The 16,375-nt window shown below is 59.0% G+C and carries 13 protein-coding genes; 5 read left to right on the top strand and 8 right to left on the bottom strand.

Features of this window, described 5'->3' with window-relative positions; translation table 11 throughout:
- Positions 1-39: 39 nt before the first annotated feature.
- A complete protein-coding gene (locus ACP90_RS11525; protein WP_208993509.1) occupies positions 40-690 on the bottom strand; it encodes an ABC transporter substrate-binding protein in 651 nt (216 codons plus the stop codon).
- Between ACP90_RS11525 and ACP90_RS28225 the strand changes: the two genes are divergently transcribed.
- The 4 genes from ACP90_RS28225 (at position 683) to ACP90_RS11510 (ending at position 6,630) form a co-directional block, all read left to right on the top strand.
- Positions 683-1,087 carry a hypothetical protein gene (locus tag ACP90_RS28225; protein ID WP_145915757.1) on the top strand — a complete coding sequence of 135 codons (405 nt, stop codon included), beginning with the start codon at positions 683-685 and terminating at the stop codon, positions 1,085-1,087. The two genes, ACP90_RS11525 and ACP90_RS28225, sit on opposite strands and share 8 nt — an antisense overlap.
- A gap of 74 nt (positions 1,088-1,161) precedes the next feature.
- Positions 1,162-2,700, top strand: coding sequence for a SulP family inorganic anion transporter (locus ACP90_RS11520; protein WP_055656639.1), 1,539 nt, complete (start codon positions 1,162-1,164; stop codon positions 2,698-2,700).
- Between the two features lie 172 nt (positions 2,701-2,872).
- A complete protein-coding gene (locus ACP90_RS11515) occupies positions 2,873-4,687 on the top strand; it encodes an adenylate/guanylate cyclase domain-containing protein (RefSeq protein ID WP_062491539.1) in 1,815 nt (604 codons plus the stop codon).
- Between the two features lie 116 nt (positions 4,688-4,803).
- On the top strand, positions 4,804-6,630 hold the full coding sequence (locus ACP90_RS11510) for an adenylate/guanylate cyclase domain-containing protein (protein WP_208993508.1): 1,827 nt from the start codon (positions 4,804-4,806) through the stop codon (positions 6,628-6,630).
- 51 nt (positions 6,631-6,681) lie between these two features.
- On the opposite strand, the gene ACP90_RS11505 is transcribed toward ACP90_RS11510, so the two are convergent.
- From ACP90_RS11505 to ACP90_RS11485, 5 genes are all read right to left on the bottom strand, one after another.
- Positions 6,682-7,251, bottom strand: a complete 570-nt coding sequence (locus ACP90_RS11505; RefSeq protein WP_286145754.1) for a cytochrome b — start codon at positions 7,249-7,251, stop codon at positions 6,682-6,684.
- 313 nt (positions 7,252-7,564) lie between these two features.
- The gene (locus ACP90_RS11500) at positions 7,565-8,680 is read right to left on the bottom strand and encodes a hypothetical protein (RefSeq protein WP_145915756.1); all 1,116 of its coding nucleotides are present in this window, start codon (positions 8,678-8,680) and stop codon (positions 7,565-7,567) included.
- 175 nt (positions 8,681-8,855) lie between these two features.
- Positions 8,856-10,241, bottom strand: coding sequence for a homospermidine synthase (locus ACP90_RS11495; protein ID WP_062491535.1), 1,386 nt, complete (start codon positions 10,239-10,241; stop codon positions 8,856-8,858).
- Between the two features lie 917 nt (positions 10,242-11,158).
- Complete coding sequence (locus ACP90_RS11490; RefSeq protein ID WP_062488419.1) at positions 11,159-11,710, bottom strand: N-acetyltransferase; 552 nt, start codon at positions 11,708-11,710, stop codon at positions 11,159-11,161.
- A 10-nt stretch (positions 11,711-11,720) separates the two neighbouring features.
- Positions 11,721-12,851, bottom strand: a complete 1,131-nt coding sequence (locus tag ACP90_RS11485; protein ID WP_023000938.1) for a type III PLP-dependent enzyme — start codon at positions 12,849-12,851, stop codon at positions 11,721-11,723.
- Between the two features lie 705 nt (positions 12,852-13,556).
- Here ACP90_RS11485 and ACP90_RS11480 point away from each other — a divergent pair.
- Entirely contained in the window at positions 13,557-13,937 is a 381-nt protein-coding gene (locus ACP90_RS11480; RefSeq protein WP_062488418.1) for a VOC family protein, read from the top strand.
- 28 nt (positions 13,938-13,965) lie between these two features.
- Here ACP90_RS11480 and ACP90_RS11475 read toward each other — a convergent pair whose 3' ends face one another.
- Both ACP90_RS11475 and ACP90_RS11470 read right to left on the bottom strand, forming a co-directional pair.
- A complete protein-coding gene (locus tag ACP90_RS11475) occupies positions 13,966-15,618 on the bottom strand; it encodes a pyridoxamine 5'-phosphate oxidase family protein (RefSeq protein ID WP_062488417.1) in 1,653 nt (550 codons plus the stop codon).
- A 77-nt stretch (positions 15,619-15,695) separates the two neighbouring features.
- Positions 15,696-16,316, bottom strand: a complete 621-nt coding sequence (locus ACP90_RS11470) for a glutathione S-transferase (protein ID WP_023000935.1) — start codon at positions 16,314-16,316, stop codon at positions 15,696-15,698.
- Positions 16,317-16,375: the final 59 nt, after the last annotated feature.

Below are 16,375 nucleotides of genomic sequence, written 5' to 3'. Positions count from 1 at the left end.
GGATCAAAGGAGTTGGCAACGCTAGGAGTGCGTGCCGTACTAGTCCTCTGCAATCTTGTCGATGAAGCCTTCGTCGACAAGCTCCTTGATGACACGGTTCAGTTCATCGAGCTTTGCCGCCCAACCCGATTTCTTGGAAACACCGAGATACAGGTCGACCGAGTTTCCCGGATTATACGGCGCCTTTTCAATCTTGTCGGCGAACCCCTGACGTTTGATCAGGTAGTCCACCTGGCAATCCGTACCGATCATGATACCGAAACGCCTCTTCATCAGCATGTCGATCAGGATCTGCTCCTGCGCAACGCCGACCTTGTCCAATGACCTGTCCTTGTCGAACCTTTCGAAGTAGGCCGAATGCAACACGTAGCCGACCTGGTATGGCGCCAGGTCTTCGTAGCTCCGGATCTTATCGGCCTGTCCCTTGATGGTGTAGAAGGCGGTCGTGCATCTGAAATAAGGCGTATCGGTATAGGCGATATATTCTGCCCGGTCCGGACGGAAAGCCAGCCCGGTCATGACGTCGACGCCGCCCCCTTGCATTTCGGTGAGCGCCCGCCCCCAGGGCAGTTTGGCAATCCGGAGTTCGGCTTCTGTGCGCCTGGCAACTTCGTCCATCAGGTCCAGATCCAGCCCGATGAAGGTATCTCCCTCCGAAATCCGGAAGGGCGGCCAGTCATCGGTGGCCATGATCATCTCGTCCGCGCGTGCGGCGCCTGCTGACACCGCAAGCAAAAAGGAAAAAGCAACGCAACAGACACGAGAAATTGACACAACAACAACCCCAAATAATCAGAGAATTAAAGTTGTTACCCAATTTCATCAAATATTATCGCTCGTATTATTGCAATATCGTAAATTGTATCCAGCAAGAACCAATTCTTCTTCCTTAACGGAAAACTCCTGTCATACACGCGCTTTACTGGTTCAACAGGCAACCATCGAACCTTTATCAAGGAAGAACCCCGGTCAACGCATGGCTGCTCCTGCCTGGCCCGCCTTGCTGCGTTGCAAAAAATCGATTAGAAGGTGGCAAATTGATCCAGGTCAAAAGTGGAAATCCGGGCAGGGATTGGCGCTGACCTAAAAAACCACACCAAATATCCGGAGCAGCCCGTGTCAGCACGCGCGGAGGCCGTTGCGCCTGAACAACCGTTGAAAATGGATGCGTCCCGCATCAAAACCGAACTTCTGGCCGGGCTTACAGTTGCCCTGGCGCTCGTTCCCGAAGCCGTGGCCTTTGCCTTTGTTGCCGGCGTCAATCCGCTGGTAGGTCTCTACGCGGCGTTCTTTGTCGGTCTGATTACGGCCTGTATCGGTGGTCGTCCCGGCATGATTTCCGGCGCGACCGGCGCACTGGCCGTGGTGATGGTCTCCCTCGTCAGCCAGCACGGGGTGGAATACCTTTTCGCCACCGTCGTGCTGATGGGCCTGATCCAGATCGTGGTGGGCTTGCTGAAGTGGGGCAAGTTCATCCGCATGGTGCCCCATCCGGTCATGCTTGGTTTCGTCAACGGCCTTGCGATCGTGATCTTCCTTGCACAGCTCGGCCAGTTCAAGGTTCCAGATGGCGCTGGCGGACTGACATGGATGGAAGGCTCCCAGCTGTATCTGATGCTCGGCCTGATCGCCCTCACCATGGCTGTTATCTGGTTCCTGCCCAAGATCACATCGTCTTTCCCTGCGCCGCTTGCAGGCATTCTGGTTGTCTCCGCGCTCGTGCTCGGCTTCAACCTCGACACCCGCTCGGTTGGCGATCTCGCCTCGATCGCCGGCGGCCTGCCGGATTTCCACATTCCCATGGTGCCGCTGACGCTCGACACATTGCAGATCATCCTGCCTTATGCCGTGATCCTGGCAGCCATCGGCCTCATTGAATCCCTGCTGACGTTGAACCTCGTGGCTGACCTGACGGGCACCAAGGGCGGCGCGTCCAAGGAATGCCTTGCACAGGGCACGGCGAACGTCGTGACCGGCTTTTTCGGTGGCATGGGTGGTTGCGCCATGATCGGCCAGTCCATGATCAACGTGAAATCCGGTGCACGCACCCGGATTTCCGGCATTGCCGCAGCTCTTTTCCTGCTGTCCTTCATCGTCATCGCTTCGCCCTTGATCGAACGGATCCCGGTCGCAGCCCTGGTCGGCGTAATGTTCATGGTGGTCATCGGCACCTTCGCGTGGACCAGCCTGAAGATCATGCACAAGATCCCGCCAATCGACGCGCTTGTGATGGTCATTGTCACCTGCGTCACCGTTTATTCGGATCTCGCGGTCGCTGTTGTCGTCGGTGTGATCATCTCCGCGCTTGCTTACGCCTGGAATGCAGCCAGCCGGATCCGTGCCCGCATCGGCACCAGCAAGGAGGGCTGGAAGGTCTATCGCCTGACCGGCCCGCTGTTCTTCGGCTCCACCACAGGCTTTGCCGACCTCTTCGATCCGTTGAACGATCCCGAGGACGTTGTCGTCGACTTCATCGACAGCCGCGTGGTCGATCATTCCGGCCTGGAAGCAATTGACGCCCTCGCCTCGAAATACCTTGCTGCTGGCAAGCGACTGCACCTGCGCCACCTGTCGCCGGACTGCAAGAAGCTGCTGGCCAAGGCTGGCGACCTTGTCGAAGTCTCGGTCCTTGAAGATCCGGATTACGAGATTGCCGTGGACTACGGTCACACGTTCGACCGGGCAGAAAAGACCTCCTGACGCACGCTTTACCAAGCGCAACAAACCAAGACCCGCACGGTTGCCCCGTGCGGGTCTTTTTGTATCTGAAACAGGTTTCAAGCTTCCTGTGCTGTTCCCCGATTGCTACGCGCGGCGTAATTTGAAAGAGATATCGGCTTACGACGACACAACTCACAATCGGGACGTCACGGTGCCAGCACGCAGGAAACTCTTCATCACACCGACCCTTGCTTCCGTCATCGGCAGTTTCGTGCTGGTGACCGCGGCTGCGATCCTCTTCATCCAGGCCGTCACTTCTTCGGAAGTCGTCAGGAGAATGGGCGGTGAGTTGGTCGATATCGGCATGGATGCAGCCGAAACGGCGTTTGTCGAGCAGCTTCATGCCATCACCGAAACTGCCGAATTCACCCGGCTGACCTATGAGCGCAAGGAACTGCCGGTCGATGATCCTGATCTCATCCTGTCTTACCTTTACGGCGCGCTCGCCCCGATGGAGCAGGTCTCCTTTCTGGTTCTGGTAGACGAAAATGGCGAAGGCGTTGATGTCGACAGAGGCGATGCGGACGGCAAGCTGCTGGGCGGCAACGTCAATCTGGCGAAGGATATTCCGATCCTGGCTCCGCTGGCGGAACGCGCGAAAAAGCAGTCTGGTGCTTTCTGGAGCGAGCCGTTCTACATGCCGAACCGCGAGCACACCTATTACGTCTTTGTGCGCCCGCTGCATGATGGCAAGACCTACCGTGGCAGCCTGATGATCGGCATGTCGCTCGACAGAATGTCCGAAATCACCTGGCACGTTTCGACAGACGACATAACCGTCTTTCTCATGAAGGAGGGATCAGACGAAATCGTCGCCCATCCCGACCTTCACAAATCCTTCGATGACCTGACAGCAGAAATGCCTCTTCTGAATGTCGATCGTTTGCCCGATGCCTTTCTGGCTGGCTTCAAGGACATGCCGAGAGTCAAGAATGAGTCCTTCGACATTTCCGAGAAGCTGGCTGTCTATTCCGGCACTGCCCCTGACGGCGCCGAACGGTTCGTGATCCTTGAACAGAAGAACGAAAACCTTTTGGGTCTTCCGGTCAGGATCGGTGTTCACTTTCCTGCCGAGTACCTTTCCCAGCCGCTGAAACAACTGCTGATGGCGCTACTTATTGGTGGCGGACTGCTCGTCCTGTCCCTGCTTGGCGCGGTTTTGCTGGCGAGACGGATTGCAAGACCGGTGCAACGTGCTTCGGTCGCGGCAAGAGAAGTGGCGGATCTGAACCTTTCGACCGTAGCCCCGCTGCCTTCCAGCATCATCCGGGAACTGGACGACCTGTCCAAGGGCTTCAATGCCATGTTAGGCGGCTTGAAAGCCTTCAATCGCTACGTTCCGGGCACACTTGTCAGGAAACTTCTGAGCGAAGGCCGGGCGGATGCCCCGCCGGAAGAAAGGGAGGTTGCAGTGCTGTTCACCGACATCGCCGGCTTCACCTCGGCCTCCGAAGGCATGACGGCAACCGAAACCGCTGCGTTCGTCAATCACCACCTGTCCCTGCTCGGCGCCGAAATCACAAAGGAAGGCGGCACCATCGACAAATACATCGGCGACAGTGTTATGGCATTCTGGGGCGCACCGGAAAGGCTGGAAAATCCGGCAGAACCTGCCGCTCGTGCGGCAATCGGCATGGCCCGTGCCATCCGGGAGGACAACATTGCACGCGTTGCCCGCGGTGAAGCACCTGTTCGTATTCGCATCGGCCTTCACATGGGACCGCTTGTCGTCGGTGACATCGGCGCACCGGAGCGAGTCAACTACACTGTCATCGGCGACACGGTAAACGCCGCTTCCCGGCTGGAGAGCCTCGGCAAGGAGATCGACGGCGACGCCGATGTTGTGATTCTCGTCTCCAGCGAGATCGCCAAGCGTCTCGACAGCAGCATCGAGCAGGAGGCTATCGGACTGCACAAGGTCAAGGGGAAATCGGCAGCGGTCGAGGTCGTTCGGCTGCGTGGCTAGCACCGAGCCGATCATCCGTTGCAATCCTCACGGTTTCATCCGGTCTCCCGCGCTTTGCCTCGCCACGTTATCAGGGTATGGGTATTGCGTCGAAATTCAGTACGCAGGCCAAGCACTTGCCCTTTAACAGGCGCCTTCACATCACGCCGACGCTCACGACGGTCATCGGTGGTTTTGTCTTCATAACCGCTGCGCTTGTCCTGATCGTTCAGGCGGCCACGTCCGAAAAGGTCGTGCGCAACCTGGGCGGCTCGCTGATCAACTCGGGCATGCACTCCCTGGAGCAGGCCTTTTCCGCCCAGATAGAAGCCGTCGAGGAAGCAAGCTCCTTTACCACGGCAGCGCTTTCCACCGGCAGCATCCTGTTGCGCCGTCCTCAGGAAGTCGCCGACTACATGTTCGGTGCGCTATCGGCCATGGAGCATGTCTCCTTTGTCATCGTCGCCGACAGGAACGGCAATTTCATCCAAGTCGACCGGGGCCGTGCAGACGGAATTCTTGTACCCCAATTCGTGCCGAAGACCGACGAAACGCATGCCCTTGCGGGTCTGATCTCGTCTTCAAGGGACAAGACAGCCCCCTTCTGGTCTGGCCCGGCCTTTTATCCTCAGCGCCAGCACACCTATATCGCTCACGTTCAACCGATCCTGTCCGACGGCCCTGACGGCAGTGATTACGAAGGCCTCGTCCTGATGGCCATGTCCATGGAGCGCTTGTCGGAAGTCACAAGCGACATCTCCACCGGCCTGGTTCAGGTGTTCATGATCAACCCGCAGACCTACGGTCTGATTGCTCATCCTGCGTTGTCGGAGGTCTTCAACCTTCTGTCGCCGACAAGTCCGCTGATTGAACTCGAGAACGTTCCGGACACTTTTTTGCAAACCCTCAAATCGACCGAAACAGTCGATGCATCAGGCTACGGGATACGCCAGGGACACGAAATGCGTGCCGGCTATGATGCCCTTGGCAACAAGCGGTTTGTCGTCCTCCAAAGCCCGGACCTCGGCCCGACGGGGTTGCCGATTTCCATCGGCGCCCATTTTCCGGCGGAGGTTCTTGAGCAGCCGCTTGAGCAATTGAGCGATGCGATACTGATCGGCATCGCCCTCCTCGGACTGTCGCTGATCGGCGCCGGCTTTCTTGCCCACCGCATCGGCCAGCCGATCCGCCGGGCAGCGCTTGGGGCAAGGGCCGTCGCGGATCTTGAACTGGACTCTGCCGAGCACCTGCCAGGCAGCTTCGTGCGCGAACTGGACGACCTCGCCAACGGTTTCAATTCCATGGTCAGCGGCCTGACCGCTTTCAGCCGGTACGTACCCAAAACACTGGTCAGGAAACTCCTGCGTGAAGGCCGGGCGTATGCGCCGCCGGAAGAACGAGAAGTCGCGGTTATGTTCACCGACATTGCCGGCTTCACCTCGGCCTCCGAAGGCATGACGGCAACCGAAACCGCTGCCTTCGTCAATCATCACCTGTCCCTGCTCGGCGCCGAAATCACAAAGGAAGGCGGCACCATCGACAAATACATCGGCGACAGTGTCATGGCATTTTGGGGCGCTCCGGAACGGCTGGAAAATCCGGCAGAGCCTGCCGCCCGAGCGGCAATCGGCATGGCCCGAGCCATCCGGGCGGACAACATTGCACGCGTTGCCCGCGGTGAAGCCCCGGTGCGTATTCGCATCGGCCTTCACATGGGACCGCTTGTCGTTGGCGACATCGGCGCACCGGAGCGGGTCAACTACACGGTTATCGGCGACACGGTAAACGCCGCTTCCCGGCTGGAGAGCCTCGGCAAGGAAATCGACGGCAGCTCCGATGTGGTGATCCTCGTTTCCAGCGAGATCGCCAAGCGCCTTGGCAACACCGTTGAGTACCGGTCCATCGGCCAGCATCAGGTAAAAGGCAGAGTTGAGCCCCTGGAGGTGGTGCGGCTGATCGATTGACGCTCACCACGGGAGGAAGCGGTCAGCGTTGCCCAGCACTGGCCGTTCGGCTCAGAGGATCCTGTAGAGTGTCCGGTCACGCCTCAGAACGTGGTGAAACAGTACCGCGCCGATGTGAAGGGCAAACAGTGCCAGCAAAGCCCATGCGCTCCAGGAATGAATGGCCGACAGTGTCCCCGCAATGTCTGGCGACTTGCCGATCGGGCTCCAGACCGGAACCAGGCCGAACCAGCTCAGCGGAAATCCGTGGGCGTTTGTTGCCAGAAACCCGCTGACCGGCATGACGATCAGGAACAGATAGAGGAGGCCGTGAACGACGCTGGCCGCCAGTTGTTCCAGAGCCGGGCCCTCCTCCGCCGGCTTTCGGGCAACAAGCTTGTTGCCGACACGAACCAGCATCAGCCAGAGCACCAGAAAGCCGAAACTTTCGTGCAGCAGGTAGAAATCCAGGGACACATCGCTTTTCACGAACTTGATCACGTAGCCCAGTGGCCATGTCGCCAGAACCAAAGCGGCAATAATCCAGTGCAGGATCCTGGTGGTTCCGGCATGACGGCTTTCCGGTCCAAGAGGATGCGCATCGGTTCGCGAAGTCGTTTCCATGGAGTTCAGCACTGTCATTGTCCTTTTTATGCCTCAACAGCCCGGGTTCGTTTTGCGCCCGGTTCTTTCACGGTCGGCTGCCCGTCAGGTTCGGGTAGATGGCAACCGTTGTCACCAGCGTTTGAACCTGACACGAGCCCTGTCACCGTCTCTTGTTAGCTCATCCCCTTCCCGGCCTCCTGTGACCAGCGACACTGCCTGAACAGCAGGCGCAAACGGTCTAGACATGAACCGGGGGAAACAACGCAAGGCGGCCCGGGTCCGGCAAGATCAGCGACAACGGATCCAGTATAAATCTGTCAGGCATTCCGGATGGCAAGAGCTTCGCAGGTCAGCGAAGACGGAAGAAGCAGAACCGCTCGACCAGCCGCAAAAGGTCTTTCTGCGAGCGGCAGTTGGCCTTGGCCATTGTATTCTTCAGGTGTTTTCTCGCGGTGTCGAGTGAGATGCCGCGTTCAACGCAATGTTGCGACAGATCCTGCCCGGACGCGATCGCGCCAACCACAAGCTCCTCGGAAGGTGTCAGGCGGAACAATCCGGCAAATTGCCTGATCTCCGATGGGTCCGGCCCATGCTGCATGTGGAGCGGAATACACAGGACAGCCAGCATCGAGCCACCACCACCGATCCCTCCGGGAACGGGCAGGAAGCGGACGCCGATCTGATGATCCGTTGTATCGGTGAGCGTAACGGTCTCGCCCGAAGGCACGCTCGAACGGAAGTGAAGGGCATCCAGTGCAAGCGCAAGACGCCGGTTCAAGGCTCTGTCCCGGAAGACAAGACCCCGGCTGCTCATTTTCAGAACCTGTTCTTGCTGCAAGGCTTCGGCCTGATCGTTCGCGAAGACGATCCTGCCCCCTGCGGTCACCAGGATTATCCCTTGCCCGCGTGCCGTCAGGAGATTGCCGAGCGTTTCCGTATTCGCTTTTGCTTCCGCTAGTGTCAGATGGATCCGCAAGGCCTGCCGGGTGTGGCCGAGGATCAGCTGCTGTGCCTCAAGCTGGTCTTTTTCCCAAGGCTCCTCGTCATAGAGAGAAAAGCCAAGCCAGCTCAACCGATCAGGCATGGCGAGCTGGGCGCCAGTTACCTCGTAGAGTTCGAAAGGAAGCAGGTTCTCGTGATAGACGGGGCTGGCCATCCGCTCTTCGTCGGTCCACAGAAGATCTCCGTGCAGAACTCTTCCGACCGGTGCATCCAGGATGCGCGGATACCTGACATCGAGCTCTGCGTAAGTGCCCATGTAATCCTTGTGAAAATCAGGATCCATGCGAACCGTGACGAAGAGGTCGTCCCCCGCATCTGTCAGGTTGTTGGAGAAAAAGTGACAACTCTTTGCCTGGAGGGCGTCAGTCACCTCTTCCATGGCCGGCTTCCAGAGCTCCGCCGTAACCGCGGCCTCATAAAGGCCCCGGATGGCAGCGTTCAGTCTTGCCTGATCGACTTTCACCTTGCCCTCGCCGAATGGTTGCACCCTATGACGTATATTCTGCCAAGATCTATTTCAAGAATGTTATGTAGATCACAAAGTTTTCGCGTTCGGCGACTTTCCGAATTTCAACAAACAACAAAAAAGCCGCCGGAGTTACCCGGCGGCTATATTCAACAAAGGTTGCCCTTTTTCGCTATCGCACCAGAATGTTACGGAACTGCCAGGGATCCTTGGTGTCGATATCTTCCTTGTAGAAGCCAGGCCGCCCCTCCAGAGGTGTCCAGTCCGTATAATAGCCTTTGACCGGCCCAAGATACGGCAGCTGAATTTCGAGGCAGCGCTTGTAGTCCATCTCGTCCGTCTCGACGATGCCCGCTTCCGGGTTCTCCAACGCCCAGACCATCCCGGCCAGAACGGCCGAAGTCACCTGCAGACCGGTCGCGTTCTGATACGGCGCAAGGTCCCGGGCTTCCTCGACAGACAGCTGGGAGCCAAACCAGTAGGCGTTTTTCTTGTGACCGTAGAGCAGGACGCCGAGTTCATCGATGCCGTCCTGCAATTCACTTTCGTCGAGAACGTGCAGCGTCTCCTGAACCTTTCCTGCGGAGCCGAACAGTTCATGCAGCGAGAGCACGGCTACGTTCGCCGGATGATAGGCATAGTGGCATGTCGGGCGGTAGCTGACCTTCTTGCCGTCGCTCACGGAGAAGTAGTCGGCGATGGAGATTGCTTCATTGTGCGTGACAAGGAAGCCATATTGCGCGCCTGGCGTCGGGCACCAGGTCCGCACACGGGTGTTGGCGCCCGGCTGTTCCAGATAGATCGCCGCCTTGCAGCCTTTCTTGTGCTTCTTGGCATTCGCAGGCTTCCAGGTTTCATGCGTGCCCCAGCCGAGTTCCGCAGGCTGGAAACCTTCGGAAAGGAAACCTTCCACCGACCAGGTGTTCCAGAACTCGCCAAATGGTTTCGGTTCCTTGGCTCGCTGAGTGTCACGCTCGGCAATATGGATGCCCTTGACACCCACCTTTTTCATCAGCTTGGCCCAGCCCTTCTGGCTGGACGGTTCCTTGAACTTGACGCCGGTATCGGTCGCGATATCCACCAGCGCCTTCTTCACGAACCACGAGACCATGCCGGGATTGGCGCCGCAGCAGGAAACTGCCGTAGTGCCGCCAGGATGTTTTTTCTTTTCGCGTCGTACGGCCTCTCGCAGCGCATAATTGGTCCGGTCGGCTGCCGTTGCGGTGTCGTCGAAGTAGAACCCCGGCCAGGGTTCGACCACCGTGTCGATATAGAGCACGCCAAGCTTGCGGCAGAATTTCATCAGGTCCAGCGATGAAGTGTCGACAGACAGATTAACGACAAAACCCTGCCCCTCTCCCTCCGTGAGCAAAGGCGTGAGTATGTCCTTGTAGTTTTCAGGCGTCAGGGCGACTTTTTCGAACCGGTATCCCCGGTCGGTCACCAGCTTGGCATCACCATCAACCGGGTCGATGACGGTAAACCGGCTCTTGTCGAATTTGAAATGACGCTCGATCAGCGGCAGCGTTCCCTTGCCGATGGACCCGAGACCGATCATCACAAGCGGGCCGGTGATCGTTCCGTGAACAGCGCCTGCTGATGCTGTAGAACCTGCTTTCGGTTCAGCGGCCTTCGAAGCTGCTGCCTTCGGTGCAGAAGCTTCAGGAGCGGCTGTCTTCGCCTTGGAAGCATTCGCTGCTTCCGGTTTCACCGGAGCCGCTTTTTTGGCAGCCGGCTTGGCAGCAGTCTGGGCCTCAGTCTTGGTCTGCGCTTTTGCAGCAGCAGGTTTCGGTGTCCTGCTTGTCGAAGGTTTTGTGGCCGCCACAGACTTTGCGGGCGCTTTCGCGTCAGCTGCCTTGGTGGCGGAGGCGGACGGTTTGTTGGTTGCGGGTTTCGCAGCAGCAGGCTTTGCAGAGGCCGTTTTGGCCTGAGATTTTGCAGCAGCCGGTTTCGCAGCCGCCGATTTCGCAGCCGCCGGTTTCGCAGCAGCAGGTTTGGCGGGCGCAGCCTTGGCTGCAGCCGGCTTCGCAGACGGTGATTTGGCAGGTGTCGATTTGGCAGGTGTCGATTTGGAGCTTGCCGGCTTTGCCGATGCGGCTCTGGAAGCAGGCGTACGCGATGTGGTCTTGCGCCGTGTTGTTGGCTTTGCGGCAGCTTTTGCCGCCGGCTTCTTCGGCGCACCGTCGTTGGTGTCGTCGGTCATATGCGTAACTCCAATCCTATCCGATATGCCGCCCACATCGCTTCCAGAGGGTCCGGCCCGTTGGGAAATCCTTCAAACAGCAAAGCGCACTTATTGCGCCTTTGTTAGGTGTGGCTGGTTTCTGCAGGAATTTCAAGTCTTCTCGGTGAAAGCCCGTTCAAGGAAAGACAAATGACTGTCTCAAACCCTGTTATTTTTAAACAAACAAGCCTGTGCTTAAAAAACAAGAGACGGCGGCGAAAAACTTCGCCGCCGTCTCCAAGTCTAAAGCTTCAAATTGCTTGCGAAACCGAGAAGACGTCTTCCCGGGCAGCCGACACTGCCATCGGATCCAGTACACCGGATGCCGAAAGCACACCCTCCAGGCCGTCAATGTGCCCTGGAGTGAACTCCAGTGCGAGGAAACGGTGATAGTCCACCGGTCCCGGCATCCCGACCTTGTCGAGAAGGCCCGCAGCAAAACCGAAGCGGGTATAATACGGCTGATCGCCGACCAGGATCACGGATCCATGGCCAAGCACGGCAGCCTGGTTGAGGGCGTGCCGCATCAGGCGGTCTCCGACCTTCAGTCCCCGGCAAGCCGGATCGACGGCAAGGGGTCCGAGCAACAGGCTTTGCGAGCCGTTGCGGTCCGCCACAGACCAGAGCCTTACCGTGCCAACGAGCTTGCCAGATTCGTCGATAGCAGAAAATGCGAAGACCGGAAGCCGGCCTTCACGCAGACGCTCGGAGGTTTTCCTGAAGCGGTCCTCGCCGAAACAAAGGTCAAGCAGACCCTCGCGGGCGCCGGTGTGATCCGGCGCCTCGTCCACAATATCAATCATGGCACTTGCCTCAGATGACGAAGGACGCCAGCGGCGCGAAGCCGTTGAAGCCGACCGTGGAATAGGTCGTGGTGTAGGCACCACAGGCCTCGATCAGCACCTTGTCGCCAATGGACAGGCTCACCGGCAGTTCGTACGGCGTCTTTTCGTAAAGAACGTCGACGCTGTCGCAGGTCGGGCCGGCCAGCACGCAAGGTGCGGTGGTGTCGCCGTCGCGCGGGGTGCGGATCGGATAACGGATCGCCTCGTCCATGGTTTCGGCCAGGCCGTGGAACTTGCCGATATCGAGATAGACCCAGCGCACTTCGTCGTTTGCGGATTTGCGGGAAATCAGCACGACTTCAGCTTCGATCATGCCGGCATTGCCGACCATGCCGCGGCCCGGCTCGATGATGGTGGACGGCAGACGGTTGCCGAAGTGCTTGCACAGCGCCTGGAAGATCGCTTCGCCGTATGTCGAAACGCCCGGGACGTCCTTCAGGTAACGGGTCGGGAAGCCCCCACCCATGTTGACCATTTTCAGTTCGATGCCGCGGAGCGCCATTTCCTGGAAAACGCCTGCTGCCATGGCGAGAGCGAGATCCCACGCCGTGAGGTTGGCTTGCTGGGAGCCGACATGGAAGGAAACGCCATGGGCGACAAGGCCGAGCCGGTGCCCGTGTTCGAGGACGTCGGGCGCCATTTCGGGGTCGCAGCCGAATTTGCGGGAGAGCGGCCACTCGGCGCCGACACCGTCGCACAGGACGCGGCAGAAGATTTTGGAGCCAGGGGCAACGCGGGCGATTTTTTCAACTTCTTCGACGCAGTCGACGGCGAAGAGGCGGACGCCATACTGATAGGCACGCGCAATATCCTTCTCCTTCTTGATCGTGTTGCCGTAGGAAATGCGGTCGGCGGATGCGCCGGTTGCCAGCACCATTTCGATTTCGCCGACGGAGGCGCAATCGAAGGAGGAGCCGAGGCTTTCCAGGAGCGACAGGATTTCAGGTGCCGGGTTGGCTTTCACTGCGTAGTAGACGGAGGTGTCCGGCAGGGACTTGGCAAAAGCTTCAAAGTTGTCGCGCACGATGTCGAGATCGACAACAACGCACGGGCCATCTTCGTCACGTCGGCGGAGGAAATCGCGGATACGGTCGCTCATTGGGGGGCCCCCCTCTTTCTCAATCTCAGCCGCAGGCGCGCTAATCCTTGGCGTGCGCGCTGCGTTCACGTCGCAGGGTGCTGCAATGCGCACCGGGCCTCCCCCGGGATGGAACCGGAGGCCGGGTTGACTGCAGCGACGGTTGGGCTATGCGACTGCCAAGCAGCACAAAGCTTTCCCGCGTCGGGAAATGCCGTTGATTGGATCGGGAGAACCGAACCGCACGTCGGGCAATGATGTAACAAGTGCCTCTTCAGTGACGCCGGAGGTTGGAAACCCCGGCAGAGACCAAAAAAGCCCTCTTACGTCGTTGCTTTAAGCCGTCCGGATCTCAACTGCCCCGCCCCTTGGCGGATTGTCTGGCAGCGGCCCCTTAAGAGATGTCTTGTTGAACATCCCATGGACGACCACGGGCACGTGCGAATTTGGGCAAGGCGTATATGCGCCCGTTCGCCCCCCGATGCAATAGGAAATTTTCAGTTGCAGAAGGTTTTTTTCACGCTGAACCGGACGAGTGGTCTTCAGAGCCGAAAGCCTTGCCCGACCTTAACTATTTGCTAAAAATTGTGACAGTCCCGGCAGGCGTTTCGCGGTGCCTTGCCCGGTCCCCTGGATGCCGACTGGCATTGACTTGCCAGCCCTCGAGGGCCAGACAGCAAATCACCACTTACCGGACCAAACGGACCGCTCGGGAAAGGCCAGCGCATGAAGATCGGAAAGCTAGACCACGTCAATCTTCGCACCACGCGGCTCGACGAACTGATCGCCTGGTATGGCGACATTCTCGGGATGGAACCCGGACCGCGTCCCGATTTTCCCTTTCCAGGTGCCTGGCTCTACGCGGGTAACGATGCAGCCATTCATCTGGTCGGTGTTGAGGGGCCGGAAGCGACCGGATCCGAAGCCAAGCTGAAACTGGAACATTTCGCCTTTAGCGCTTCCGGTCTGGAGGCTTTCGAAGCAAGACTGAACGAACGCGGCGAACGTTATCGCCGCTCCGTTCAGCCCGGCACGGGGACGGTTGCCATCAATGTCTGGGACCCGGACGGCAACCATATCCATGTCGACTTCACCCCGGAAAGCTGAGTACCGGATCGAAACGCCCGGATCCCCCTCAGAAGGCTTCGAAGTGGATCCGCTCCTGCGAAACACCGAGCTGTTCCAGCCCGGACTTCAGATCAGCCAGGAAGGCAGACGGACCGCACAGGAAGTATTGCGTCTGCAGTTTGGGTGACAAGTCCAGCAGCTCTTGTGCCGTTATCCGGCCGACCGCGTCATAATCCCGACCTGAAACGTCCGAAGTCTGTGGGCGGCTATAACGGATCTCGTGCCGAATGTTCGGCCTCCCCGCCGTCAGGCTTTCGACTTCCTGCCGGAAGGGATGATGATCGCCATCCCTGACACTCTGGACGAACCAGACGGGCCGGCTCCCATCCTCACCTGCCAGATGATGCAGCATGCTCAGGAGCGGCGTGATACCGATGCCCGCACTTGCCAGCACCACCGGGTCCTTCTTCTCCGGCAGCGAAAAATCGCCAGCCGGCCTTCCAGCGTCTATGTATCCGCCAACCTGAAGCACGTCATGCAGGAGACGCGAGACAAGTCCGTTCGGCTCGCGCTTCACGGATATTCGATAGCGGCCTTCGGACGGATCGCCGGAAAGCGAATAGCTTCGCTGGATCTTGCCATGGCCGGCAGGAAGGCTGAGTTCGATCGGCAAATGCTGACCGGCCTTGAACGAAGGCAAAGCTCCCTCGTCGCGAGCCTCGAACACAAACGACGTCACGTCGGAACTTTCCCGAATTTTCTCGGCAAGCCGCAATGACCGGATTGCCGATGCATCTTTCTGCCAGCGCAAATGCAAGACCGACGTCAGCTCAACGATTTCGTCGACCTCGAAGGACACGAGTTGACGTGCACCAGGCACTTTCGCCACTTCTTCCGCATCCCAAACGATCGTTGCCCGGCCGGTCACCTGCAACAGGCTGCCGCTTGCAAAATCCAGGAACAACAGCCCTGTTCGCGCATCCGCCAGAATGTTGCCGAGCGTGTTGTAGAACCTGTTGCCCGCATAGTCCGGGAAGATCAGCCGGCGATCATCCAGAACATGCACGAAGCCGCGTTCACCACCCCGGTGAGACACGTCCATGCCGAAGGCCTCGTCATCGCCCTCTCCCCGGTAGCCGGTTGCGATGAAGAACGTATCGGCAGACCTGATCCACACCGTTTGCGCCGCGCTCAGACGCGATCCACGAACAGCTTCTCCCGAGGCAGCTTCCGTGCTCCAGCGCACATCCCGTGCCCGGATATATTGCGGGCAATTTCCGAACGACTGCCCGACAGCAAACCGGAAACCGTCGGACCCTGCTGACGCGACTGTCCCGTTAACGCGGTTGCGCCGCCGGGTCGCAAGCTCGATCCCGATGAACCCGACATCCGCACCTTCGACAAATGCCTCTTCCAGGGCGTCTCCTGCGACAGGACGCGCTGAAATCGTCAACGACGCGGGATCGGGTGAGCGTACAAATCCGGGCCAGCCCTCCAGCACGGTCGCCCAGGGGCGACCGGCAGCATCGCGCGCCGAGGCGATCATGAATGGCTGATCCTCGAAGAAGGCCCGATGCTGATCAGGCATGAAGCCGCGGATGGCACCACGCGCCCAGCGCTCCACGTCCCTGTCGCCAAGTCGTTCTTGCACCTGGCGTTCGCCGTCATGAAACGGAGAAGGGATGACCGTCCGGTTTGCAGTCTCATCGATCTCAGCCATCGTCAAATCCTTTCGGTACCTTCGAGAACGCCAGACGCAGGCCCTTGCTCGCAAGGACCTGCAGCTCCGGTGAAACGTTACGCGGCAAGGCCTGCCTTGGTAGCCGGCATGGCCACAAAGCCCGGCAAATCCTCGATGCGCTTCAAAAGACCGCGGATGCGCGGATAGGGCTCCAGCGAAACGTTGCCTTCCGGCGCATGTGCCGTGTAGCTGTAGATGGCAATGTCAGCGATCGTCGGCCGATCGCCAACGAGCCACTCGCGGCCATCCAGATGGGCTTCCAGGTTATCGAAAGCCACCTTGGCGACAGACTTCGCACGTTCCGGATCAAGCGGCCGTCCGAAGACCGTGATCAACCGCGCCGCACCCGGTCCGCTGGCAAGTTCACCGGCGGCAAAGGCCAGGAAGCGATGGACTTCCGCTTCCAGATACGGATCTGTCGGCAGCCAGTCCGGCGCATATTTGCGGGCCAGGTAGACGAGGATCGCGTTGGAGTCAGAGAGCACGGTCGAACCATCTTCGATGACCGGAACCAGGCCCACCGGATTGAGTTTCAGGAACGGATCGCGTTTATGCTCGCCATTGGCCAGGTCGACCTCGACCAGCTCGTAATTGATGCCGGTGAGGCTGGAAAAGAGTTCCACCCGGTGGCAGTGACCGGAGAGCGGAAAACGGTGGATCTTGATTGCGTTGGACATCGCCAGCTTCCTCTTGCCTTGAAGGATCTTCCTGCGGCCGAAGCGTCTTGGTCCGGTCC

The sequence above is a fragment of the Labrenzia sp. CP4 genome (assembly GCF_001579905.1).
Taxonomy (GTDB): Bacteria; Pseudomonadota; Alphaproteobacteria; order Rhizobiales; family Stappiaceae; genus Roseibium; species Roseibium algicola.
Note: the sequence above shows the minus strand (reverse complement) of the source record. Positions and strands in the feature narration are given on the sequence as shown.

What these genes read in the sequence shown, in the direction of transcription:
- ACP90_RS11525 (WP_208993509.1), bottom strand. Translation starts at nt 690, where the DNA reads ATGGCCACCGATGACTGGCCGCCCTTCCGGATTTCGGAGGGAGATACC.
- ACP90_RS11520 (WP_055656639.1), top strand. Translation starts at nt 1,162, where the DNA reads ATGGATGCGTCCCGCATCAAAACCGAACTTCTGGCCGGGCTTACAGTT.
- ACP90_RS11505 (WP_286145754.1), bottom strand. Translation starts at nt 7,251, where the DNA reads ATGACAGTGCTGAACTCCATGGAAACGACTTCGCGAACCGATGCGCAT.
- ACP90_RS11495 (WP_062491535.1), bottom strand. Translation starts at nt 10,241, where the DNA reads ATGATCGGTCTCGGGTCCATCGGCAAGGGAACGCTGCCGCTGATCGAG.
- ACP90_RS11490 (WP_062488419.1), bottom strand. Translation starts at nt 11,710, where the DNA reads ATGATTGATATTGTGGACGAGGCGCCGGATCACACCGGCGCCCGCGAG.
- ACP90_RS11485 (WP_023000938.1), bottom strand. Translation starts at nt 12,851, where the DNA reads ATGAGCGACCGTATCCGCGATTTCCTCCGCCGACGTGACGAAGATGGC.
- ACP90_RS11480 (WP_062488418.1), top strand. Translation starts at nt 13,557, where the DNA reads ATGAAGATCGGAAAGCTAGACCACGTCAATCTTCGCACCACGCGGCTC.
- ACP90_RS11475 (WP_062488417.1), bottom strand. Translation starts at nt 15,618, where the DNA reads ATGGCTGAGATCGATGAGACTGCAAACCGGACGGTCATCCCTTCTCCG.
- ACP90_RS11470 (WP_023000935.1), bottom strand. Translation starts at nt 16,316, where the DNA reads ATGTCCAACGCAATCAAGATCCACCGTTTTCCGCTCTCCGGTCACTGC.